Below are 23,535 nucleotides of genomic sequence, written 5' to 3' on the forward strand. Positions count from 1 at the left end.
CTCTAATTAGCAAGATTCCGCTCATACCACTTCATTAATGGAGTTGCACTAATTCCATGCACAATCACCGAAACTACAATAGTAGTGTAAGTTATCCAAGCAATTTGTTCGGCAACTTCACCTTTTAAGCCATGACCAAAGGCATAGGCGAGATAATATAAAGAACCAACACCGCGAATACCAAACCATCCAAATAACCAACGAGTTCCGGGGTGGAAGGTTCGGCGGCGTGATTCTAGAGGGCGTTTACCTATTGTGCTAATCCAAACTCCTACAGGTCTGATAATCAAGAATAACAAAATTATCACTAACAAAGATTGCACAGCATAGTTGAGCATTGGTTTAAATAATAATATTGAACCCAATAGCAAAATTGTCCCAACTTCTAGTAGCTTTTCAGCTTCCTCAATAAATTCTAACTGTGCTAGCGGTTTTTCATGATTTTTGTAACTGCGTTGGACAACTAACCCAGCCACAAACACTCCCAAAAATCCATAACCATTAACTAATTCTGTTAATGAATAAGTTAGCAGAATTATACTGAGTGCAATGAAATCTTCCATCAACTCATTAGAAGGTAGACTATTTTGAATTTTGTCGTCAATCCAAACTATTGATTTAGCAACAACAATTCCCATAAAAATAGCAGATGCGATCGCCCAAATTAAATCAACTGCAATCCACTGTTTAAACCAGCTACCCCAGTTATCGTTTTCTAATGCATGAAGGCCAAAAAAAACGAAGGGGAAAGCTAAAGCATCATTTAACCCACCTTCAGAAGTTAAACCAAATCTCAACTCATCTTGGTCGTTTATATTGGTTAGTTGTACTTCTGATGCTAATACTGGATCTGTTGGTGCGAGAATTGCTCCTAATAAAATCGCTTCTCCCCAATTCATCCCTAAAAACAATTTACCCACAGCAGCCAGAGCAAAAATTGAAATTGGCATCAGAAAGATAATCAATCGTACCGTAATATCCCAAACCCTCAAATTTAGAGGACGAATAATTTTTAAGCCGCAGCCAAACACAGAGATAATCACTAATAGTTCTGTTATTCTCTCCAGCAGTTCGTTGTTGAAAACTTGATCTCGACGTAATTGAATCAGCCCTAATGCATAAGGGCCTAGAAAAATGCCAACCAGTAGGTAGATAATTGCAAAAGAAAGAGGTAAGCGAGCAATCCAACCTGACCCTAATGTGACCATCAGCAAAAGTAGACCAATCACAAATAGGTCAATAATATACATATCTACCATATAGCTATTTGTATAAAATTTGGGTGTTGCTTTGTCAGCTTAGTTGCAATAGCTTTTTATTAGGAATTACCTATGGGCAGATTTTCTGGTAATGGTCTATACTCCCTACTTTCTCACTCGGACTATTGCCCATCTTAGTACAAATATACTATAATGGATATAGCGTTCACAAAGCCTAGCCAAATGGATAACGGCTCTGTGAAAACCTTCTGGAAGATGGATTTAAGGGTTAGTTCGATGATGAAGCATTACATTCTCAACCTCAATCCGACTGCCAAGCATGAATGGGATCGGTGTATTTTACGCGATCCCCTGACTGCCAAACGCCCAGACATTGCCAAATTAATTGCTGAAGCGGTTGGTGCTGATACAGGCAGTTATTTAGTAAGCGTGAATATCGAAGTTCAAGTTTTGCAGCAAGCCGCAGTACCTCAAGCCGAACAACTCTCCCTTTCATTTCCAGAGGTGAGTGTGCCGTCACAACCACAACTGCGAGAAGTGGCTTGATGCGATGCGATCGCCTAAAATATCTGCATAACCAGTTCACTGTCCCTAAAAAGGGTTCGTAGTAAGGACTTTAGTCCTAGATTTTTAAGCCCTGAAGTACTTACTACAAACTCATCAAAATTAATCAAACAGACGACTAGAATCTCTGGGACAGCAGTTGGGCAATTTGCTGATTAATAGTTGCAACATCAAAACGCCGACTAGCCATATTCTTGGCATTATTGGCTATAGTTTTAGTTATTTCCGTCTCCTGAAGACAGGTGGTAATCACTTGTGCAAGTTCCTGAGATTCTCCTGGTGTCACTAGAAAACCATTAAGTCCATGCTCTACTAATTCCATTACACCCCCAGCTTTTGCTGCAACTACAGGCTTTCCACATAGCATTGCCTCAACAATTACTCTACCAAAGGGTTCTGGGGAAGTAGAGGTATGTGCTACTAAGTCACAAGCTGCCATTAACTGAGGAATATCTGAACGAAATCCTAAAAATTTGACACGGTTTTCTAGTCCCAGTTGGGCAACTTGTTGATGCAACTTTTGGACATAATCTTGTTCGCCAAACAGTGCATCACCCACTAAAATTGCTATCACCTCTGGCGGACATTTGGCAAGGGCATCAATTAAAATATGTTGTCCTTTCCAAGGTGCAAGGCGGCTAAAGTGTCCGACGACAAATTTTCCTTCTAATCCTAAGTTTTGCTGTAATTGCTTAATGTCAGACTCATCAGTTTGATAAATTTTGGGTTCAAAGCCGTTATAGACAACTTCGATGATATCTGCGCGTCCTCCCGCTTGTATAAAGGCTGTTTGACTAGCTTGGGAATTAGCAATTACTAATGATGCAAAACGATTAGCTAAGTTAACAGCAATACGAAGATTAGTTTGGCTAAAATGTTCTTTGGAAAGAATATCATGTAAATGATAAACTAGAGGACGACGACTAAAAAAACTTGCTAACGCTCCTACAACTAATGCTTTTTGAGTGTTGGCATAGATTAAATCGTATTCACGCGCTATTTTAACTACCTTGGTAATTAGAGGTGCAAGTTGTCCCAAACTCTTTAATCCTTGTACCAAGCTGCTTTCTTTGCGAACTTGGATTGCTTGAGTTGCCAAAACTTCTACTGGGATATGATTTTGCTGTAGTAAATCTTTAAATGCGCCATCTGCAAATAAACCTACCAAAGCGCGATCGCCATAGGGTTTAGCAATATCTATTAAACATAATTCGGCACCGCCTGGTTTACCGCTTTGATCTAGGAAAAGAATTCTCATTAAACCTCTATTTTATCTAATTTTACCTGCGTAGTGCCCCTAATATTTATTAAATTCACTTCTTTAAGCTAATAAAATATTCCGTACTTTTTGAGCGATTTGATTCCAATCGTAGTGTGTAGTTGCATACTGGCGACAGGCTGATCGTGAAGGTATGGGGATATTACCCAAAAGCGCTTGTTCTAATTTTTCAGCAATCGCTGAGGCTTCTGTTGAAGTAGTAATTAAATCGGGTGAAAATTCTGATAAAATTTCTGGCATTCCCCCAACTGGCGTACATAAAACGGGAGTGCCACAGGCCAGAGATTCAACTATTACTAATCCAAACCCTTCAAAAGATTGACTAGGCATAACAGTTAATTCAGCAGCTTGGTAAGCGATAGGTAATTGCTCATCAGGTAGAAAACCTAAAAATTTAACGTTGTCGTCTAGTCCTAATTCTGTAGCCTGTTGTTGTAGTGCAGCTTGGATGTGACCACGACCTGCGATCGCTAGCCAAACATCTGGTATTCTAGGCTTAATTATAGCCAGAGCTTGCAATAATTTGTCAACTCCCGTTCGATGTACTAAGCGACGTGATGTAAATATAATCCGGCGATTACTAGGCCAGCCTAGTTTTGCACCAGCCTCTTGGGGTGACAAGTTTGGTTGGAACCAATTAATATCAACTCCACCAGGAATAATATTAATTTTGCTCCACGGTACTTGATATTTATCATGTAAGATTTTACCAAATGCTTTGCTTAAAACAATGAAGCGATCGCAGCGATTATAAGTGTTTTGTTCTATTAGCCAGTGCTTAATTAAAAGACTGAGGTTTTTATTAACAACTTCCTCCTGACTCTCAGAAGCCCAAGGCCCATGAAAGTTAAAAGTAACTGGTACTCCCTTGGGTAAAATATCTAAAATAGGAAAGCTATATAATGCAAAGTGCAAATTAATAGCATCTGGTTTGCTGGTTCTTGTTTTCTGAAAATTAGTGCGAATCGACCATAATCTTTGCCAAATAGCACTATCGGGAGAAGCCAAGTTAGTTAGCTTAATCGGTGAATTGATTTCAGCCTCCGGTAAACCGACTCCGCATAATTCAACCTCGTCTTTATTTGCTGCTAATTTATGAGTTAATTCATAAATATACCTTTCTAATCCTCCGGGACTTTTGGGAAACCAGCCTAACCCAAGGGTGAGAATAGATGCTGATTCTGAATGAAAATTTTCTTGTTTATTTTCCATCAATGTGTATTATATAAATGTATTAAAACAGTTAGTTAACTTCAGCCTTGGCGAATATAATTCGCGGCTACACAAACAAAGTCTGCCTCCGCAGACTAAGAGAAAATTAAGGTTTTTCAACCCACTTAGGTGGGTTTTGCCCGTGTAGATGCGGTTTCTAACCGCCCTTTTAACCTGTGCCCCTACAGCGTGTTGTATCCCAATCTTGATTACTATAATTTCCTAATACACATTACTAGTAAGATTTTTTTGATAGAACACCAATTTATAAACTATTTATATGCCAACGTCAATAATGAATTCAAACCTGTATTTTTCTTAACTAAATAACACTGACTACGATATATAGCGTTTCCTAATCATATGATGTACATCTTAGCCCCCTCTCGAAGAGCGGGGAGGGGTTGGGGGTGGGGTTCTTGTACCTCACTAAACCGAGAACCGCTATATACTATACCTGACAGTCAAGAAGCTAAGTGGTAGACAGGGAAAGGAAAAAATCACTGATGAATAAAGAATATTGTATTAATATTTACAATTAGTATTTAATCCCAAGTAAATATTAATACATGGAAAAATATTGTTTAATATATTTCCTAGAATTTTAAATAATCATGTGATTTCTATAAAGTTTATGTAAATAATAACTTTTTTGGTTTGTTGATAGATCATCAGATGTCGCACCCCTACATAGCTTGTATCTTATTCACTTTAAAAATAGTTATATTTTGTGCGGATTTCATAAATCCTAATTGTATATAAATAATTAAAAGCTGAAAAATTATATGATAAATAAATTACTGACGCAGTTGGTACAACTCCGTCAAAATCTCAATCAGCACATCAAAAAATTATCTAAGACTAGATATTTACAAAAAAGTAAAACTTTCAACTTTTCACTCAGTCTGACAGTTGCAGTCATTGTTACTACCCTTGGAATTACAACAGACTGGGCGATAACTGGAACACCCACGCTTACTTACAAAACATCGTCGGTAAGTAATACTATTAGCAGTGAAAATCTGCTGGTAGAAAACAATACTGCAACACCCAAGCTTACATATAAAACATCGTCGATAACTAATACTATTAGCAGTGAAAATCTGCTGGTAGAAAACAATACTGCAACACCCAAGCTTACATACAAAACATCGTGGATAGGTAATACTATTGGCAGTGGGAATCTGCGAATACAAAACAATATTGAGGCAATGTATGTTGCCCCTGATGGCACAGTTTATACCAACAGCCATTGGGATGAGGCGGGAATGGAGGCAGCCATATATAAAGATGGTAAGGTTATTGGTGCCATTGGGGATACTCACGGCTGGAGTCGTGGAGGTGGCATAGCTGTAACAGCAAATAGTAAATATATTTACCTTGCTATGACTCAAGGTTCGAGGGGTAAGATAAATGAAGATTACCCATCAGAAGGAACAAATTGGCATAGCGTTAGACGTTATGACTTGTCGGGAAAACCTGCGCCGTTTCCGAATGGGCGTGGTTGGGATAAAAGTATGTTGATTACTAGTACTAAAAGTGAAGTCACTGGATTAGCAACTGTGGAAAGCGAGTTGTATGTGAGTGATTTTGCTGCTAACCGCATTCGTGTCTATGATACTGATACGATGAAAGAACTCCGCAGCTTTACCTTTGCTAATCCAGGAGCAATAACTATTGATCAACAAAAAAATCTCTGGATTATTCAAACTAAAAATGGTAGTAATCCTGCGAAAATTGTACATTATTCCCAAAGTGGAAAGCAATTACCCCAACAGATTGCAGATATCGTTGAACCAACTGCGATCGCAGTTAATCATGAAGGTAAGCTGTTAGTAGCAGAAAATGGTTCACGTCAGCAAATCTTGATTTATGACATCAAAGATCAGCCGGTGCAAGTCGGTAGTTTTGGTTCTAAAGGCGGTATTTATGCAGGAGTTTCTGGTGAAGTTCGAGATTTGAAACTTTATGGACTTACTGGAGTTGGTACAGATGCTTCAGGTAATATCTATATAAATAGTAATGGTTTCAACAAATCGGGAACAGATTTGCGGAAATTTTCGCCATCGGGTAAACTGCTGTGGCGATCGCTAGGATTGATATTTGTGGATAATGCAGATGCCGATCCTAAAACTGATGGTGTAGATTTATTCACCAAACAAGAACACTATCTCATGGATTACAGTCAGCCTGCTGGTAAGCAATGGACTTACAAAGGCTACACTTTAAATCCTTTCAAATATCCTCAAGATGCACGACTGCATACATCTCCAGATGGAACCTTTGTTCGCCGTATCCAAGGGAAGCCGTTTTTGTTCCTCACAGATATGTATAGCAGCTTTCTGCAAATATACCGTTTTAATCCAGCCACAGATGGCCAAATTGCCATCCCCGCCGGAATGTTTGTTGGTACCAATGGCGATAAAAAATCAATAGCGGGAAATTGGCCACCCCATCAACCAGAACAAGGCGAATGGATTTGGCGGGATAGTAATGGAAACGGTGCCTTTGAAAAGAACGAATACGATCGCAGCAAAGATTATCCCTATCTTGGCGGCTGGTGGGTAGACAGCAAAGGAGATGTTTGGAAAGCTTTGCGAACCCAAGATGGCAATGGTATCCGACACTATCCTTTACAAGGAATAGATGCCAAAGGCAATCCCATCTACAGCTATAGTTCGATGGAAAAGCAAACAACTCCCAAAATATTTAACGACTTGCGGCGGCTCGAATATTTCCCGCAAACAGATACCATGTATTTGTCAGGTTTCACAGCAGATCACCCCGCCTTCGGCGACGATACAGGAGTTGCTGGATCTGAGATTGCCCGTTTTGACAATTGGAGTCAAGGTAATCGTACTGCTGCATGGCGGGTTGTGATTCCTTACGACAGCACCGGCAAACGTGAAGTATCTACAGCCGCAATCAGTGTGGCAAAAGATTATGTATTTGCCGTGACAGTTAAAACCGCAGAGGTATATGTCTACAATGCCACGACGGGAATACAAGTACAACAGTTAAAACCAGGCCCAGAAGTTGGTAGCGAAAGTGGCTGGATTGATATACCTTATGGTATCCGGGCTTTTCGGCGTTCCAATGGTGAGTATTTGGTATTTGTAGAAGAAAATTGGAAAGGAAAAGTGATTATGTATCGGCTGGCGGGGTGAGTCTTTACAGCAATTACGATAGAACACAGCCTTGACTCTAAGCTTAACCAAGCCGCAGATCCCCGACTTCTTTGATAAGTCGGGGATCTTGTTTCTGCGCGTTTGATTATGTAAAATCATCGGGGATTTCTGAACAGTAACCAAGTACATCGGGTATATTTGGATGAATTAGGCGATATTCGCCAATTACCTTTATGGGTGGCACTGATGGTACTAACTACGGTAGAGGAAGAACAAGCACCTGAAGAAGCAAGGTATTTGTTAACGAGAACTCGGCAAGAAGTACCATTAGCAGCGAGTCGCGCCATAATAGAAATGGTAACAACGATAATGATGTACAGATTTGAACAATTGAGTCAAGCGCAGGTAGAGTCTATGCTAGAAATAACACTACAGCAAACGCGAGTTTACCGAGAAATCAAGGCAGAAGGACGAGAAGAAGGACGAGAAGTTATGGCTAATGCTATTTCCCGACAATTGACTAAGCGCCTTGGAGAACTGTCTGAGGAAATGCGCTCCTCTGTTTCTGGTTTATCTTTGTCTGTTCTCGCAGATTTGAGCGATGCACTGCTTGATTTTACTACCTTAGCTGATTTGCAATCTTGGTTACAAGGGCGAATAAATTAAACTACTTCTTCCTGCTTTTGACTTAAATACATGGCAATTCCTTTCTCGTAGTAAGCTGCCTCATTAATAAAAATAGGATAAACAGTAGAAGCTCCCTCATAGAAAATATCTTTTCCTTCAAAAGTCAGAAACATTGGATCGCCGGGATTCAGAGGTTCATAATCCCGAAACTGAAGTTGGGGATGAATCATGGCTTGAATCTCCCCTCGTAGACTCAGCCTACCGTCAGCATCGCTTCTAGGATAATCGACAGTTCCAATGTATTTATAAAGTGTAAGCTGGCTGCTTGTCTGCGGAATATTCCCCTGGTTGCACCTTTCAAAATAATCTAAAACTGCATAAATAAGCTGCTCTGTTTCCTGAAATAATTGGGCGCTTAAAACATTCTGAGCCACAGCACCAACTTCTATCACAAAACCCAATTCGCACAAAGAACGGAGAAAACCATTTTCTTTAGATTCCTGATTAATACAGACTTTCACCAAAGGATTAATAGAACTTAAATAAGCACCTAACCGAAGTAATAAAGGATGCATATCACAAAAAATCAGAGTTAACCCCATGTTGGCAGTTGTGCTGTGCAAATCAACAATTACATCGACAAAGGGCTGATTTTGGGGTTGCAATATTTGGTGAATTGCTTTTGCCCGCGTATCTTCATAACTTGAGAGTTGGGGATTTTGTAAGCCTTGATTGGTGAAGCAACGATTTAAATCTTTTTCAATGTATCGTTTGCCTTCTTCAATAGCTTTGAGATTGCCAAGTAATGCCAGAGTTTCAAAACTTGCTCTGTTGATTAAATTAGGAAACTTCTGAAACTTTTTAACTAGATGTACTCCTGTTAACTCATTACCGTGGTTTCCTCCAACGATCGCAACTCGTTTAATCTGACTCATAACAACCTCACTGGCTCCCCTACGGTTATTGAGAATGGTGCAAGATACAAGATAGAAGTATACCTGCTGCTGACTAAATCTTGTAAAAGACTGACGCGATGTTTACGCCTACGCTCCATGTTCGAGCCAAAATATGATAACTGTTAAGCTGTTGGTTTTGGTACAAAAGGGAAGGAAATTTATGGAGTATAATTTTCAAGCGCTCGCAGAACTTTACAAAAACGCTCTCCTCAACGACGTACTCCCCTTTTGGGAAAAATATTCTCTTGATTGGCAGCAAGGCGGCTATTTCACCTGCCTCGATCGCCAAGGCAAAATTTATGATACAGACAAATTCATCTGGCTGCAAAACCGCCAAGTGTGGACTTTTTCGATGCTTTACAACCAGCTAGAAAAGCGCGAGAACTGGCTAAAAATTGCTAGCAATGGTGCTAATTTTCTCGCCCAACATGGCAGAGATAGCGATGGTAACTGGTACTTTGCCCTCACCCGTGAAGGTAAACCATTAATTCAACCTTACAACATCTTTTCTGATTGCTTTGCGGCGATGGCATTTAGTCAATATGCACTCGCTGGCGGCGAAGAATGGGCAAAGGATGTGGCAATACAGGCTTACAACAACGTATTACGCCGCAAGGATAACCCCAAGGGCAAATATAATAAAACCTATCCCGGCACACGCCCAATGAAATCATTGGCTGTACCAATGATTTTAGCCAACCTAACTCTAGAAATGGAATGGTTGCTGCCAAAGGAAACCTTAGAAAATGTCCTAGCTGAAACCGTCCGCGAAGTAATGACCGATTTTCTCGACCCAGAACGGGGACTAATGTACGAAAACGTTTTCCCTGAAGGTTCCCACATAGATTGTTTTGAGGGACGGGTGATTAATCCAGGTCACGGTATTGAAGCTATGTGGTTTATCATGGATATTGCGCGTCGGAAAAACGACACCAAAACGATTAACCAAGCCGTTGATGTGGTGCTAAATATCCTGAATTTTGCTTGGGATAGCGAGTACGGCGGATTGTATTACTATATGGATGCAGACGGTCATCCTCCACAACAATTGGAATGGGATCAAAAACTGTGGTGGGTTCACCTAGAGTCTTTGGTTGCATTAGCAATGGGCTATCGCCTAACCGGACGTGAGGTTTGTTGGGAACGGTATCAAAAGATGCACGATTACGCCTGGTCACATTTTGCTGATTCAGAATACGGTGAATGGTTTGGCTATCTGAATCGGCGTGGAGAAGTATTGTTGAACCTTAAAGGTGGCAAATGGAAAGGATGTTTTCACGTCCCGCGTGCATTGTACCTATGTTGGCAGCAATTTGAGGCATTGCAACGCCTGCGGCAGTAACAACGCAGTCAGTTTAATCTCTGTTACTGTACAAATAGTATTGGAAAGATGTCTCATGAATGCTGTGACACCTAAACGATTTGCGATCGCAGAATACCATCAATTGATTGAACTCGGATTTATCACAGAGGGCGATCGTATTGAATTAATTCGAGGGGAACTGATTCAAATGACAGCAAAGGGAACGCCTCATACAGTTTGTAGTTCTATCCTATGCCGTCAATTGGATCGGCTATTAGGCGATCGAGCAGTCATCCGTGGACAAGATCCCATCACCCTTCCTAATCAAAGTGAGCCTGAACCGGATGTTGTCATTGCAAGAGGAAGAGATGAAGATTATCTCGCTCATCATCCATATCCCGAAGATATTTTGTTAGTAATCGAAATTTCGGATAAAACCATAGATTACGATCAAACAACCAAGTTGTCTTTGTATGCAGAAGCCGGAATTTCTCATTACTGGATTGTAAATTTGCCGGCTCGTCAAGTTGAGCGTCACAGCCAACCGTATCAAAATGCTCAAAATAAATTTAGCTATCTCAGCAAGCAGATTTCTCTATCAAATCAGTCAGTGGTGATTCCTGGATTTGAAGATGCATTATTAGACTTGAGTCGGTTGTTTCCAGAGAGTGCAGTCACCCCCGTAGTTGAATACGATTGAACCTTGTAGAGACGGCGATTTATCGCGTCTCGAAAGCTTAAAATAGCGCATTCGTAGGTTGGGTGGAGCGGAGTGCAACCCAACATATATCAGGATGTTAGGTTACGCAAAGCCTCCACCCAACCTACAATTTTTTTGCAATATTTTAGCTTTCACATACTAATAGGTCGAATTTCAGAAAAATACTCTCCCTAATGCTTGTTGCTAACTTAAGTAATCTTACAGTGGGGCCGTAACAAATAGGAAAGCTATAAAAGCAACAAAGCTTTGGAGTCATGAGCAAATAAACAAAAGCGATTTCAATAGATATTACTTGACAATATGGGCAGGTATAAAAAAATATGTAATTTCCAGTAGTGAACTTGATGTTTTTACTGTAACTCTTTTAGAACTTGACTGGCTAGCTCATGAGATTAGCGATTGGCTTGGCTTACCAATTACTAAGAAATAAATTTTGTAGCATGATTATATTACAGATAAAAAACTCGTTTAATTTAAAAAATAACAAATTGTAAGTCACTAAAAAAATTTATATTAATCACAAACTAAATTCGGCTGCCCCATCCTCATCTACATCTGCATCTTCACCCATAGCAGTAGGTTTAAATTTAGAACCATGAATTAATTCAGCAAACGCAATTCCTGGATTTTGGTGAAGAATATTCAGCACACTCATAAAATCTCGCACAATTTCCCCTGGTGTAAGTAATGCTTCTGCACCCAAGCGATTAATAACTTCTTGTACAAACTCCTTCAACTCACGATTTGTCAAAGTCTGTTCATACCCAAAATTGAGTGCATGAATCTCAGCTAAACGTTGCAGAAGCGTCAAAATTTCTGCTTCACTCAACGGATTTAGCCGAATCACTGGCCCTAAATGTTCCTGAATATTAGCTTGGGCAACAAAACGGCTTTCTTTGGTACGTCTTTGCCAAGCTTGGTCTGCAAAAAGTCCCCGTTTGGGGTCTTCTAAAAACTTAGTTGTTCCACCAACGACAATGCCAAGATGTTCAGCTTTGCACTGCATGGTGTCGTTAAACATTGCCAGAAGTCGATTATAATTCTTTTCCCGTGTAACCGTAGTAGATATTTGATATAAATGTACAGCTTCATCAACTAAAATTAACAGTCCTTTATAACCAATCTCCGCGACAAATTTCGCAAACAGTTTTATATAGTCATACCAACTATCATCATCAATAATCACGCGCACTCCTAAAGCTGCTTTCGCCTCAACCTTAGTAGTAAATTCTCCCCGCAACCAGCGCATCGCCGCATTTTTTAAATCATCATCATCCAATCGATAGCCACGCCAATAAGCGATAATCACACTACCAAAATCAAAACCGTGAACTAAATCTTCAATATACTGAACTACTTCCCTAATTTTCGATTCAACTTGGTCATCAAAACCATCGTCATTGGGACGCATTTCAGTTTCTTTAACCACTTCTTGTTGAATTTTATTAATCCATCCTTCTAAAATCGAGACTAAAGCACCACCATCAGGACGAGTTTTTGTAGCTAGGTGACTCATTAATTCTCGATAGGTAGCTACACCTTCATTGTTGCTTCCTGCTAATCGGCGTTCCGGGGATAAATCTGCATCAGCTACTACAAAACCTTGCTCCATCGCGCGATTACGAATTAGTTGCAATAAAAAACTTTTACCGGAACCGTAGTTACCAATGATGAAGCGAAATGCTGCTACACCCTCTGCAATATCATCAAGATTTTGTAATAGGCTTTTGAGTTCTTTTTCTCGACCTACTGCTATATATTCAACTCCCACTCTTGGTACTACCCCCGCACCAAGGGAATTGATTAAAGCAGTGGAGATTTTTTTCGAGATTTTGAGCTTTGCCATGTATTACACTTCACTTTATTCTAAACGCAGAAGCACGCAGTACTTAGCCTTGGCGAATAAAATTCGCGGCTATACAGACAAAACCCACCTCCGTGGGTTTCAAATTCCTAGAGTCTAGGAAAATGTTGCAAAAAAATTGTAGGTTGGGTGGAGGCTTTGCCAAAGCCAACATCCTGATACCCAACATCCTGATATATGTTGGGTTGCGCTCCGCTCCACCCAACCTACGTCTACGTCTAATGCAGTATTTTAGCCTAGAGGGTCCACTACGTGCATTTCAAAAATCAAATACTAGTCCTATATTCACCTTACTACTAATCCGACGACGGCAATAATAATTTAATTTGACGAAGCATGTCTAGCCATGAGGTCTTCATACATTGCAATCATTTTTTTGACATGGGTTATATGCTCAGGGTAAAGATTTGGACTTTCTGAATCTGGATTAATTATTAATTCACCAATAGTATCATTTGCCCGTTCATTTATAGAATCGATTAATAGATTTGGCATAGTGATGTTTGCTTCGGCGATTTTTTTAATAGCACCATTGGGATTATCTTGTTCAACTATCGCTTTTAATACTTGTAACTCATATCCTGGGAGATTTTCTAGAAAATTAGTCCATTCTTCGGGTATATTCTCCGATGTATCAACTTCTGAAGTGTCAATAATGGCTGAAGTTTCAATTATTTCAGAAAAAGGAAACAATTCAATGTCATCTTCTTGGGAATTCTCAGATAAAGGCTCTGGATTAAATGTTTCTACTTGTTGGAGTAATTCCCATACTTGATTTTGTAATGAGTCTCGTTCTTCTTGTAATAATGAAATTTGCCCTTGTAACTGCTGTAATTCGGCTTTTTGTTCTGCTATTTGGGTTTGTGAAGAATTCAGGATAGCTTGGATATTTTCTGTTTCAGCTTTTGTTGCTACAAGCAATTGATTTTTTTGGCTTGTCTCAACTTCTAGCTCTTGAATTGCAACTCGCAATTCGTATAGTTTTTCTTCTAATTGGGGTTTGAGTCTGCCTAGAAGAGTTAAATTGCTTTCAACTTCTTGTTTCTCATCTTGCAGTTCAGAAATTTGACTTTGCAACTGGGTGATTTCAGCACGAGATACATTACAATTCGATTCTAGACGGCGCTTTTCTGCTGTGAGAACAGAAAAAGCATTGTTCAATTCTGTTTGATTTTTATGTAAGTTATTAATTTCAGTTTGCAGGCTATTGATTTCGCTTTCTAATTGCTTCTTTTGTCCGGTAAATGTTCTTAATTCTCGATGTAGACTATCCCTTTGATTACGGCTTTCTGTAACTTGATTTTGCAGTTGTTGTGATTCAGCATATAATAAATTATGATGTTCTTCGATTTGATTGATTTCTCTGACAACACGAGCCTTTAATCCCTCCATCTCTTTAATTCGCTTGCGGAGAGAACCTAAAACAAACATTTCATAATTTCGGCGTCGCTTATCTACGAATACTGCTGCTGTATAGATAGTAGCGGCAGTAATTACACCTGTGAGAAAGGCTTTATTCAAATCCCAGCTTGGGACAAGGCTAAGTCCAAAACTCACACTAAAGGCAACTATCACTAGTATAAATCGATTGCTGATCATTACTGATTGCATATTGCTGCTTTTTAGGGTATTTAAATTATCAGAATAAGTGGTTCTTAAGGTCATTACCCCTCTCATAGTCGTTCTTAAATCTCTAGTTGGAGTTACTGGTGCCTAACATTGTTCTGTAAATAACAAATAGATTAATTTTAATGTTAAGTGTTGTCTGTATTGTTATTTGCATGAAAAAGTGTTAAATCTGCTTTTAAAAAATCAACAAACTGCCGTGCGGTACGTCCAGAACGACCATTATGGCGAGTTGCCCATTGTAATGCTTGAAATTCCAAATCTTCTTCGGTAATATTAATTTCAGCTTGGGCGGCGAGATGTTGTACAATTTTTAAATACGTTTTCTGATTGGCTGGTTCAAAGGTCAAGGTTAAACCAAAGCGATCGCTAAACGAAAGCTTCTCCTGCATCGTATCCCAGGCATGGACTTCCTCGTTATCCTTGGGCGTAGGTCTATCCACAAAAAACTCCCGAATCAGGTGACGGCGATTGGAAGTAGCGTACACAACTACATTTTGCGGCCGCGCGGTTAAATTACCTTCTAAAACTACCTTGAGGGATTTAAAAGCATCATCATCTTCTTCAAAGGAAAGGTCATCGACAAAAATAATAAATTTTTGTGACGCATCCCGTAAATGTTCCACAATTTTTGGTAAGTCTTTTAAGTCAGATTTTGCTACTTCCAACAAACGGAGGCTACGATTACTATATTCATTTAACAAAGATTTCACCAAAGAAGATTTGCCAGAACCGCGACTACCGTAAAGTAATACGTGCAGTGCCATCTCTCCTGATAATAAAAACTCTGTATTTTTTAGTAAAGCATCTCTTTGAGACTCGTAACCTACAAGGGCATTCAGCTTAATTGGGTCAGAATACCGGATACCGATAAACTGGCCACCTTGCCAGCGTAAAGCGCGATATTCTGCAAATAAACCAGAGCCACATTGCCGATAATAAGTTGCTAACTCTTCTACAGCATCACCCCAATTGTCTAACTCTTGTAGATATGTAGCGAACTTTGTCTCTACTCCTACCAATTCTTGCCCTTTATACCACACTACTGGCGAAATCGGCATATTAGCAACGCCTTGTACCCACTCGCTTAAAGAAGCGCTACTACATTCATAGAGACTTTGCAATATTTGTAAATCATGCTGAACTGCTGCTACTAAAGCCGGAGGTAAATCTTCAAATTCTCGCTGTTGGGCCAGTCTTGTGAAAGGATTCTCAGAGAAGAGAAGTTGAGTAATTAAGTAGTCTTCCCAGTTTTGATTTATAGCAGCCAAAGCGTGGAAGTAAATACCGTAGGCTTGGAGACAACCGCGTGCATCGGCGTTAATGTAACGTATAGCTTGCAACAGTTCCAGAAATGCCATCCCCACTTCGCCTTGCAGAACAGATTGGTACAGTAAAAGTGAGGCTGCTTGGCGCTGGAGATGTTGAACCTTTGTATATGAGGAAGTACTTGCCATTGACATCGTTTGATTATCCATCAATCAAGTGTGTGATATAGCTAAATAGCTATGGTAAATTGTCTGCTGACCCTGGCAGTAAAGTCAAAGTCTACATAGGTTTTAACAATGAATTTAAGTATAATTGCTGCTTTTGCCTACGGCATCTTAGCGATTGTTGGTGGCATTATTGGCTACATTCAGGCTACAAGTATAGTTTCACTCCTAAGTGGTAGCATTAGCGGTCTATTACTAATACTTGCCGCTTATTTTCAACTCCAAGGGCAAAGCTGGGGTTCAATTTTAGCGCTGTTAGTTACTGCTGTTTTAGTAGTCTTCTTTGCATTTCGATTGGCAAAAACACGTAAATTTATGCCTGCGGGATTGATGACGATTTTGGGTATGCTGGCATTGGTGGTGATGGTGAATCAAATTGTGGCTTTAAGGTAGCATCAGTCTCTAAGCAATAACCATCCTCCTGTTTTTTTTGGCATGGTGTGACTCTCCCTGCTTTGAATTATATTAGTACATTTATATTACTGTGACTAGCTACTTAGAACAAAGAGCTTAAGCCCCTTGTCTCACCAAGCTTGATTTTGTGCAGTTTCACAAATAATTGGTATTACTTACTGTTCTATCAAATTAACGTTGTTAAGTTACTCAGCAGGTGTAGTTCTCACCTCCAGGCTGTGTTAAATATTGTGACGTTAAACAGGAGTCTAGATACGTTGCTAAAGCTTTCTCCAGAGTCTCCTCTATTTATTGTGTTAATCATTATTAGTTTTCTAGTAGTAACTTTGTCAACTTGGTTATCATCTAAACCATTCGTTTTAAAACCATTTGGGGTTAATGATATTATTCAGTTACTTACATTACAGTTATTTATTTCTTTGTTGTTAGAGCGTTCTTTAGAAGTTTTTATAACTACTTGGCGTGGTCCATTTATCGAGCAATTAGATATTAGTATTCAGCAACAAAAGGCTCGAATATCTGAACAGATAAAACTTCTAGAAACCCAACAGAAACAATTTACTTCTTTAGAATCCAATCAAGTCAGTGGACTACCACCTGAAGGAATGAGTTTAGAACAGCAAATAATTCAAAACTATACACAAAATCAACAAGACTCATTAAAAATGTTCAAGCCCCAAATTGATGATATAAATGAAAAAGAGCGCCAAAGAACAGCCTATAAATCTGAGACGCGAATAATTGCTCTATGGACATCCCTTTTATTTGGTCTTTTAATTGGTGCAATAGGTGTTCGCTCAATCGAGCCGCTTGTAGTTATTGATTTAGATAATCGAATTCAAGTAGTTATTTTCCGTTGTTTAGATGCATTGCTGACAGGAGGTTTAATTGCAGGCGGTAGCGAGGGAATCCATCAGATAATAAAAGTTTTTCCTGACTTTATGGAAGCGACATCTAAACAAATAAAAAATCAGTGATTATGTTGTTGCGTATTTAATTTGTATATTGGACGCGGGCAAGATGCCCGCACTACAATATTTTTGGGTTTTCTTGTTATAAAATTTAGCGGCACATCAGCTTATGTTGATTAAATGATGTATTTCTCCTTCCACAATCCAGGATAATATTGTAAATATCCATGATAATTACATTATAGGACTTACGCAAGAGTTACGGAATAACGAACCACAGAGGCGCAGAGGACACGGAGAAATAAGAGTTTGAGAGATATATGGTGGCATCTTCCCATAAATAATCTTTAATTCCAAATCCAAAATTTAAAATTCGGTGAAGTCAGGTAAATCATGGGATTTAGTAAGAATGAATAAACTTCCATCTCCTCCACGTCCAATTCTTAAGGTTTCATCTAAGTAAGTAATGTCAAGTGTGGCAGTTCTGCTGGTAGGATTATTAGCTGGGATAACCTTAAATGGGTTTAGTTGGGGGGTATTAATGCCAACAATCTTCTCAATCGATAGGTAGCGTTTGTCAAAATAAACGTTGAGGCGTTTGTTCTGTAGAGGCTCTAAATCTTCTTTGGCTGGCTCAAAGCTAGCTGTAACTTTGACATATCCCGATACTATTCCAAGAGAATGTTTAACTTTAGCTAGATTGAAAAACAATTTATTTGCAACATCAATCACTTGATAAACTTTACCCAGTTTTAATCCCAATGGGAGGGAAGCTAAAGAACGGATTTCTCTGGCTGTGGAGTATTGCAGTTGCCAAACACCCTCCAGCAAAGAAGTAGCGTAGAGAAGAGGATTGAGATTGGGATTAACGCTCTCCAGTTCCGTTGTCAATTGTTCAATTTCTTTGGCTAAGGTTTTGTCTAGCTGCAAATCGGTAACGGGAGAGCCATCGCTCTTGGTTTGAATCTTCTCAAGTCTGGCTTGTAATTTTTCCTTAATTAAAAGTTGATTGTTCAATGGTTGAAGATTTTCCTTTACATCTCCTATTACTTTAGTTTAACTTTTATGCGGTAAATGCATAAAAGTTGAATTAGGGACTTCCAAATAAAAAAATATCCGAAAACTGAGGCAAAAACCCTCTCTATTTCTCCTCTCTCTGTGTTCTCTGTGTCTCTGTGGTTCGTTTCTTTGGATAATTTATTTCTTGGAAGTCCCTTATCTATAGGAATCCGATTTGATTTCTGAAAAAATCTAAGTATGTATAGGGTGTGTTATCGACGAGAGTACGGCACCAAAGCATAAAGGATGGTGCGTTAGCCAGAGGCATAACGTACCCGACTGGAACAACACAGCTAAAATAGCGTATTAGACTTTTGTTGGGTGGAGCGGAGCGCAACCCAACAGATATCAGGATGTTGGCTTTGGCAAAGCCTCCAACGCCACTTGCTACAACGCGGGAAACCCGCGCAACGCAGTGGCTCCCCAACAAAGCAATTTTTTTGCAACATTTTAGCCTTGTCACGCCACTACGTATATTTCCAAAATCAAATATGAGTCCTATAGATAAGATTAGTCAATGAGTTGTGGGGTGGGAATTTGGGTATCGATATCTGCTTGGGAATAAGTGGGAAGCAACCAGCTACTCTCACCTGCCTTGAATACTTTGGCAGGTTCAATATTTAATTCAATTGCACCTGTGGCTGGATTGGTTCTAGCAATAGACTGTGTACCATCAACAAACTTGACGGCAATTGCTTCAGTCAGTTCTTCTGGTTGAGCGTTCGGGCTGAGAACCACTTGAGAACCTACGGGTAAGTAAATGCCATCGCAATCCCAATCATCATCTGTGATTGTTCCTGTGCCCAGGAAGTAGAGTTGGGTTGGAGATTTTTTCGGTTTATTGGCATAGACAGCCAACGTCTTTCCAGTTTCATTGCGGCACTGTGCCCGCTTCGTAGCTGTTTCTATGGTATTTTTCTGAGACTGCAATTGTGCTAGTCGTTGCTGGAACTGCTCAGGTGTATAGCCAGCTTGCTCTGGTGTATCCTTTACAGTTAGAAGTTGATTGAGCGCCTGAGTTACCTCAGTATAGTCGGCCCCCTTGGTAAAATCCTTACCTGCCCAAGAGGGTTGAGCAATTATCAGGTTCACCATCAATACGAGAGCGACAAGAACAATTTTGAGAAACTGCATATTGTTCTCCTTTTTTTGAAATTAGTGTTCAGTACCACTGAAACTTTACCAGATTTCAAAATCATTGAAAATTTTGATCGCGATCGCACCAACAATAGCCATAAGATTAATAGTTCTACAAGCTCTCCCCAATGTCTAAATTAGGCTGTACTGAATTTAAGAAAGTAAATTTTTATTCTAGGTTTATGAAAACTACACTTAGGCAGATGTTTGTGACTAATGTTTAGTCAATTGTCGAGCCAAATGCAAGCAACAAGGATATAATTACTGGGACTTAATTAGACTAAAAACTTAGCTCGATTAAGAGTATCAATTTTAACTAGATTTAACTTAATATTGGTTAAGTTTTGGGAAGCACAACTTTGGATAAACTGAAGCTAATTTTTATTAACTATATCTGAGGAGGGGTGACTAATCATTTTAGATATGTAGTCAATAATTTTGATTAAAATTTTTAATCAATTAATTACCTATAAGTAGCTAAATACAACATTGGGTAGAAGCATCAAAAAAATCAAATTACACATATTATGATAATGGCAGTGTTATCTAATGTTTGTACTGAGATTAATTATTTCAATTGGTATTAGGAATTTTACTAAAAATCTCAAAATTAGGGTGTAAAGAAATGATTTCAGCAGGAGTCGAAGTAAAAATAAATCGCTTAGAATCTATTGTTGAGCAAATTGGGGAAGCAGTACTCTCTACAACTGAGACAATTGAACGTCTTGCAGAAAGATTGGAGACTCTCAGCATCCAAGTTGAGGCACAGGGACAGCAGGTGCAACAGCAAGGCTATCAAATTGTCGCGTTGTGTGATGCGGTACAGACTCTTACAGAATCTCACCATAATTCACTACAAAAACTCAATCAACTAACACAAACTGTAGATCGGTTTATTTCCTTAATTCAAGAATTAGATGACTCAAATAATTCGTAATGACGCTCTCTACGAGACGCTAAAAGCGAACGCGGACTCGCTACCGCTACGCTAACGTAATTCGTAATTGCTGAATGGAGTAACTAAAAGTTATTACTTATTACCCTATAGGATTACTATTTGATTTTTGAACAATACGTAGGGTGTGTTATCGCCGAGAGTACGGCACCATTTTCAAGGGTTTGGTGCGTTATGACTTTAGTCTAATGCACCCTACAAATACTTAATTTTTTTCAGAAATCAAACCGGATTCCTATATAAACTGGTAACTGTTAACTGAATGTCAAACCCTTAACTGAGTTACCGCGATATTGCCGGAAAAACATACATCCACATCGCTACCAGGAGTACGATCGCGTTTGCCATATTCGCCTACATAATAAAAATCATCGCCTTCAATTCGGTAGTTCACGGGCAAAGGTTTGGTACAGGGTTGGCAAAACACCACATTCGGATCTGGTTCTCCTGGTTGCAGATGCGGCAAATTCACATTCCAGAAGCTTCCCGGTTCTAGGGGACGTTTGAGTAAGTCCGCTAAAACTTCATCTGTCAATTTAGCGGCTAAATCCCAATCAAAATTCTGCTTGGCTTTGCGATACTGGGAAATGGCAACTCCAGGAATACCGTGCATTGCGGCTTCCCGCACGGCGGCCACTGTCCCAGAAATGTAGGCATCTACTCCTAAATTGCCCCCAGCGTTGATACCTGAAAGTACAAACTTGACATCTGTGATAATTTGTGTTATTGCAATTCTTACACAATCGGCGGGAGTACCTGCGATCGCATATTCAGTTTCAGAACGTCGCTGGAGCTTGATAGCACGAGTAGTAGTAACTTGATGTCCACAGCCAGACTGATGATCAGCAGGGGCAGCGATAATAGTATTTTTGCCATTTACAGCTTTGAGCAGCGCTCGGATACCGGGGGCATCAATGCCGTCGTCGTTAGTTAAAATTATAGTCATGTATATATTATTGATGTAGTTTTAGCTAAAATATCAGAAAAATGCAGATATCAGCCATGAATCGGTAGAGTAGAAAAAGTTACTTGCAGATATGAAAAAATATACTAGACATCTCCAGAAATTAAATATGCGTTACCCATAACCCTTGTAGAGACGTAGCAGTGCTACGTCTCTACATTTTTTTTCACCGGGTCGCGCCATTCCTCCCCGACTGTCTACTAGATTCTGCCAAAAATATTGATCATACGATATCATCTTGAGATGGTTTGCAAATTCCGCCCATTTTGGGTTAATTCCCAAAATGGGCGGTATTTCTTGTAACTAGTAAGAGTGTTAGCAACAAGTTAATCCTTGCAACCGCCCTCAAAACAAGTTTGTGCAATCAAAAAATCCCGTAAAATATATATCTGCTGGCAATATCAGAAATTTCATCCTGTAGAAAACCGGGAACAAGGTGATTTTTGCAGTGGTTATGTAGTATTTTTGGTGCAAGTCTGTCTTAGGGATCACGCGATGAAACAGCTCCTCAAACGAGTATTTAGAAGTCAAAAACACCTCATCTGGCTAATTCTACCTTTGGTGACGGTTATTTTAGCAGCCTCGCTGTTTGCCGCACCTGCTTTAGCTACAGGTGTGTATCAAATACCCAACCTCACAGCAGCAAATGACACCTGGGTTTTGGATCAAGGTGAAGTAATCAGCCGTCTGAATGAAGGCAAAATTAGCAGCGCTTTCAAGGATTTGGCCAAGCAAACTGATAAGGAAGTCAGAATTGTCACTGTTCGCCGCCTCGACTACGGCGAAACACCGGAAAGCTTCACCAAAGAACTGTTTAAAAAATGGTTTCCTACAAAAGAAGCCCAAGCTAATCAAACTTTATTGGTTCTTGATACTGTTACCAATGGTACTGCCATTATTACTGGGGATCAAGTTAAGCCCTTGCTCACGGACTCTATTGCCGAGAGTGTCGCTACTGAAACAGTAACTGTGCCCTTACGCAATGGTAACAAATACAATCAGGCATTTCTAGATGCTAGCGATCGCCTTGTCGCTGTTCTCTCTGGTAAAGCCGATCCAGGTCCACCCAAAATAACTGACAATGTACAGGTAGAAGGCACTTTCAAGAAAGCAGAAGAAACCAACCAAGGTAATGCTACTGCTTGGGTAGTAGGATTGTTAATTGCCGCCACCGTTATCCCAATGGCGACTTACTATATTTATCAGATAAATCAGCCATCATCTGATGGGTAATGCGGGAGTGGGGAGTGGGGAGTGAGGAGTTATGAATTTCTAACTCTTAACTTTTAACTCCTCACTCCTAACTTTAATCTTGAACATACTCTTGCTCTGTGACTAAAGCTACCTCAGCCCGAACAAATTCTCGACCCAAATAAGCGGCATGATTTAATTGAGTTACAGGAGAGGGCTGAGTTTCTTCAAAAATCTTGACGCAAAGTTCTTTCGCTGTCCTCGCGCTAAAAGCCGTCGTTTGAGTTCGTTCTACCTTTTCTCGCGCCGGAATTACCTTTCCTGTTTCTGGATCGACAGCTAAACCGCGATCGTCAATCACATTTGTAAAATGCTTGGCATAAATTAACCCCGCTTCTCGATCTAAGTAAATAATGAAATATCCACCAGGATCAAGGTCAATATGACGCTGGGAAAGTTTATCATCAATTGCGGCTAAATCTTCAACTATTAAATCCATAAGCATTATAAAAAGAAAATTTCTTTTATCAGGGTTTTTACACTATATATCAAGTGTAATTCCTATCTTCTTTAGTATTATTCATATCTTTAGCATTTTTGTGAATACTTTTACTCAATAACTTGTAATAAATTACACTTATAATTTAAGCATATGCAATAGACATCTCCAGAAAAGAAAAAAGACCCCTCTCCAAACTTCTCCCCGAAAGGTCGAGAGGCTTTAAAACCCCCCTTCCCTCGTAGGGAAGGGGGGAAGGGGGGTTAGGTCTGGGTGCAAATTTGTGGTATCTAAATCTTTTTCGGAGATGTCTAATAACTGGAGTTTAGACTAAAAGCGATATGAGAGAAGGCAAATCAAATGGAATTAGAGATTAAAAATATTATCTTGTCAGCCTCAAAGCATCCGCGAC

The 23,535-nt window shown here is 39.6% G+C and carries 19 protein-coding genes and 1 pseudogene; 9 read left to right on the forward strand and 11 right to left on the reverse strand.

The window, feature by feature from the left end; translation table 11 throughout:
* Positions 1-2: 2 nt before the first annotated feature.
* Positions 3-1,259 carry a cation:proton antiporter gene (locus tag V7K97_RS24990; RefSeq protein ID WP_334803676.1) on the reverse strand — a complete coding sequence of 419 codons (1,257 nt, stop codon included), beginning with the start codon at positions 1,257-1,259 and terminating at the stop codon, positions 3-5.
* 237 nt (positions 1,260-1,496) lie between these two features.
* Between V7K97_RS24990 and V7K97_RS24995 the strand changes: the two genes are divergently transcribed.
* Positions 1,497-1,766 (forward strand): hypothetical protein, encoded by a 270-nt coding sequence (locus V7K97_RS24995; RefSeq protein WP_292720957.1) that lies wholly within the window; start codon positions 1,497-1,499, stop codon positions 1,764-1,766.
* A 136-nt stretch (positions 1,767-1,902) separates the two neighbouring features.
* Here V7K97_RS24995 and V7K97_RS25000 read toward each other — a convergent pair whose 3' ends face one another.
* Both V7K97_RS25000 and V7K97_RS25005 read right to left on the reverse strand, forming a co-directional pair.
* The gene (locus tag V7K97_RS25000) at positions 1,903-3,042 is read right to left on the reverse strand and encodes a glycosyltransferase family 4 protein (RefSeq protein WP_334803677.1); all 1,140 of its coding nucleotides are present in this window, start codon (positions 3,040-3,042) and stop codon (positions 1,903-1,905) included.
* A 63-nt stretch (positions 3,043-3,105) separates the two neighbouring features.
* Entirely contained in the window at positions 3,106-4,275 is a 1,170-nt protein-coding gene (locus tag V7K97_RS25005; protein WP_334803678.1) for a glycosyltransferase family 4 protein, read from the reverse strand.
* A gap of 785 nt (positions 4,276-5,060) precedes the next feature.
* Between V7K97_RS25005 and V7K97_RS25010 the strand changes: the two genes are divergently transcribed.
* On the forward strand, positions 5,061-7,442 hold the full coding sequence (locus tag V7K97_RS25010) for a hypothetical protein (protein ID WP_334803679.1): 2,382 nt from the start codon (positions 5,061-5,063) through the stop codon (positions 7,440-7,442).
* Between the two features lie 117 nt (positions 7,443-7,559).
* A pseudogene (locus tag V7K97_RS25015) lies at positions 7,560-8,069 on the forward strand (DUF2887 domain-containing protein); the annotation flags it as partial.
* On the opposite strand, the gene V7K97_RS25020 reads toward V7K97_RS25015, so the two are convergent.
* A complete protein-coding gene (locus tag V7K97_RS25020; RefSeq protein ID WP_334803680.1) occupies positions 8,066-8,965 on the reverse strand; it encodes an aspartoacylase in 900 nt (299 codons plus the stop codon). The pseudogene V7K97_RS25015 and the gene V7K97_RS25020 overlap by 4 nt on opposite strands.
* A 181-nt stretch (positions 8,966-9,146) precedes the next feature.
* Here V7K97_RS25020 and V7K97_RS25025 point away from each other — a divergent pair, with 181 nt between their 5' ends.
* Complete coding sequence (locus tag V7K97_RS25025; protein ID WP_334803681.1) at positions 9,147-10,328, forward strand: AGE family epimerase/isomerase; 1,182 nt, start codon at positions 9,147-9,149, stop codon at positions 10,326-10,328.
* A 55-nt stretch (positions 10,329-10,383) separates the two neighbouring features.
* On the forward strand, positions 10,384-10,989 hold the full coding sequence (locus tag V7K97_RS25030) for a Uma2 family endonuclease (RefSeq protein WP_334803682.1): 606 nt from the start codon (positions 10,384-10,386) through the stop codon (positions 10,987-10,989).
* A 538-nt stretch (positions 10,990-11,527) separates the two neighbouring features.
* Here V7K97_RS25030 and V7K97_RS25035 read toward each other — a convergent pair.
* The 3 genes from V7K97_RS25035 to V7K97_RS25045 all read right to left on the reverse strand — a co-directional run bounded on the left by V7K97_RS25035 (position 11,528) and on the right by V7K97_RS25045 (position 15,978).
* On the reverse strand, positions 11,528-12,856 hold the full coding sequence (locus V7K97_RS25035; RefSeq protein WP_334803683.1) for an ATP-binding protein: 1,329 nt from the start codon (positions 12,854-12,856) through the stop codon (positions 11,528-11,530).
* A gap of 339 nt (positions 12,857-13,195) precedes the next feature.
* Positions 13,196-14,485, reverse strand: a complete 1,290-nt coding sequence (locus V7K97_RS25040) for a tellurite resistance TerB C-terminal domain-containing protein (RefSeq protein ID WP_334803684.1) — start codon at positions 14,483-14,485, stop codon at positions 13,196-13,198.
* 143 nt (positions 14,486-14,628) lie between these two features.
* The gene (locus V7K97_RS25045) at positions 14,629-15,978 is read right to left on the reverse strand and encodes an ATP-binding protein (protein WP_334803685.1); all 1,350 of its coding nucleotides are present in this window, start codon (positions 15,976-15,978) and stop codon (positions 14,629-14,631) included.
* An 87-nt stretch (positions 15,979-16,065) separates the two neighbouring features.
* Between V7K97_RS25045 and V7K97_RS25050 the strand changes: the two genes are divergently transcribed.
* Positions 16,066-16,386, forward strand: a complete 321-nt coding sequence (locus V7K97_RS25050; RefSeq protein WP_334803686.1) for a TMEM14 family protein — start codon at positions 16,066-16,068, stop codon at positions 16,384-16,386.
* Positions 16,387-16,733: 347 nt separating this feature from the next.
* Positions 16,734-17,384 carry a hypothetical protein gene (locus V7K97_RS25055; protein WP_334803687.1) on the forward strand — a complete coding sequence of 217 codons (651 nt, stop codon included), beginning with the start codon at positions 16,734-16,736 and terminating at the stop codon, positions 17,382-17,384.
* A 300-nt stretch (positions 17,385-17,684) separates the two neighbouring features.
* Here the strand turns inward: V7K97_RS25055 and V7K97_RS25060 are convergent, their stop codons facing one another.
* Positions 17,685-18,335: a PAP/fibrillin family protein gene (locus V7K97_RS25060; RefSeq protein ID WP_334803688.1), complete on the reverse strand. Its 651-nt coding sequence runs from the start codon at positions 18,333-18,335 to the stop codon at positions 17,685-17,687.
* A gap of 552 nt (positions 18,336-18,887) precedes the next feature.
* On the reverse strand, positions 18,888-19,511 hold the full coding sequence (locus V7K97_RS25065; protein WP_334803689.1) for a hypothetical protein: 624 nt from the start codon (positions 19,509-19,511) through the stop codon (positions 18,888-18,890).
* A 628-nt stretch (positions 19,512-20,139) separates the two neighbouring features.
* Here V7K97_RS25065 and V7K97_RS25070 point away from each other — a divergent pair.
* The gene (locus tag V7K97_RS25070; protein ID WP_334803690.1) at positions 20,140-20,451 is read left to right on the forward strand and encodes a hypothetical protein; all 312 of its coding nucleotides are present in this window, start codon (positions 20,140-20,142) and stop codon (positions 20,449-20,451) included.
* Positions 20,452-20,734: 283 nt separating this feature from the next.
* Here V7K97_RS25070 and surE read toward each other — a convergent pair whose 3' ends face one another.
* Positions 20,735-21,415 carry a 5'/3'-nucleotidase SurE gene (gene surE, locus V7K97_RS25075; protein WP_334803691.1) on the reverse strand — a complete coding sequence of 227 codons (681 nt, stop codon included), beginning with the start codon at positions 21,413-21,415 and terminating at the stop codon, positions 20,735-20,737.
* A 513-nt stretch (positions 21,416-21,928) separates the two neighbouring features.
* On the opposite strand from surE, the gene psb32 reads away from it, so the two are divergent.
* Positions 21,929-22,666 (forward strand): photosystem II repair protein Psb32, encoded by a 738-nt coding sequence (gene psb32 / locus V7K97_RS25080; RefSeq protein ID WP_334803692.1) that lies wholly within the window; start codon positions 21,929-21,931, stop codon positions 22,664-22,666.
* A gap of 73 nt (positions 22,667-22,739) precedes the next feature.
* On the opposite strand, the gene V7K97_RS25085 is transcribed toward psb32, so the two are convergent.
* Positions 22,740-23,123, reverse strand: a complete 384-nt coding sequence (locus V7K97_RS25085) for a DUF4346 domain-containing protein (protein ID WP_334803693.1) — start codon at positions 23,121-23,123, stop codon at positions 22,740-22,742.
* Between the last annotated feature and the right edge of the window lie 412 nt (positions 23,124-23,535).

Origin of the sequence: Nostoc sp. (genome assembly GCF_036917815.1) — a bacterium.
Classification (GTDB): domain Bacteria; phylum Cyanobacteriota; class Cyanobacteriia; order Cyanobacteriales; family Nostocaceae; genus Nostoc.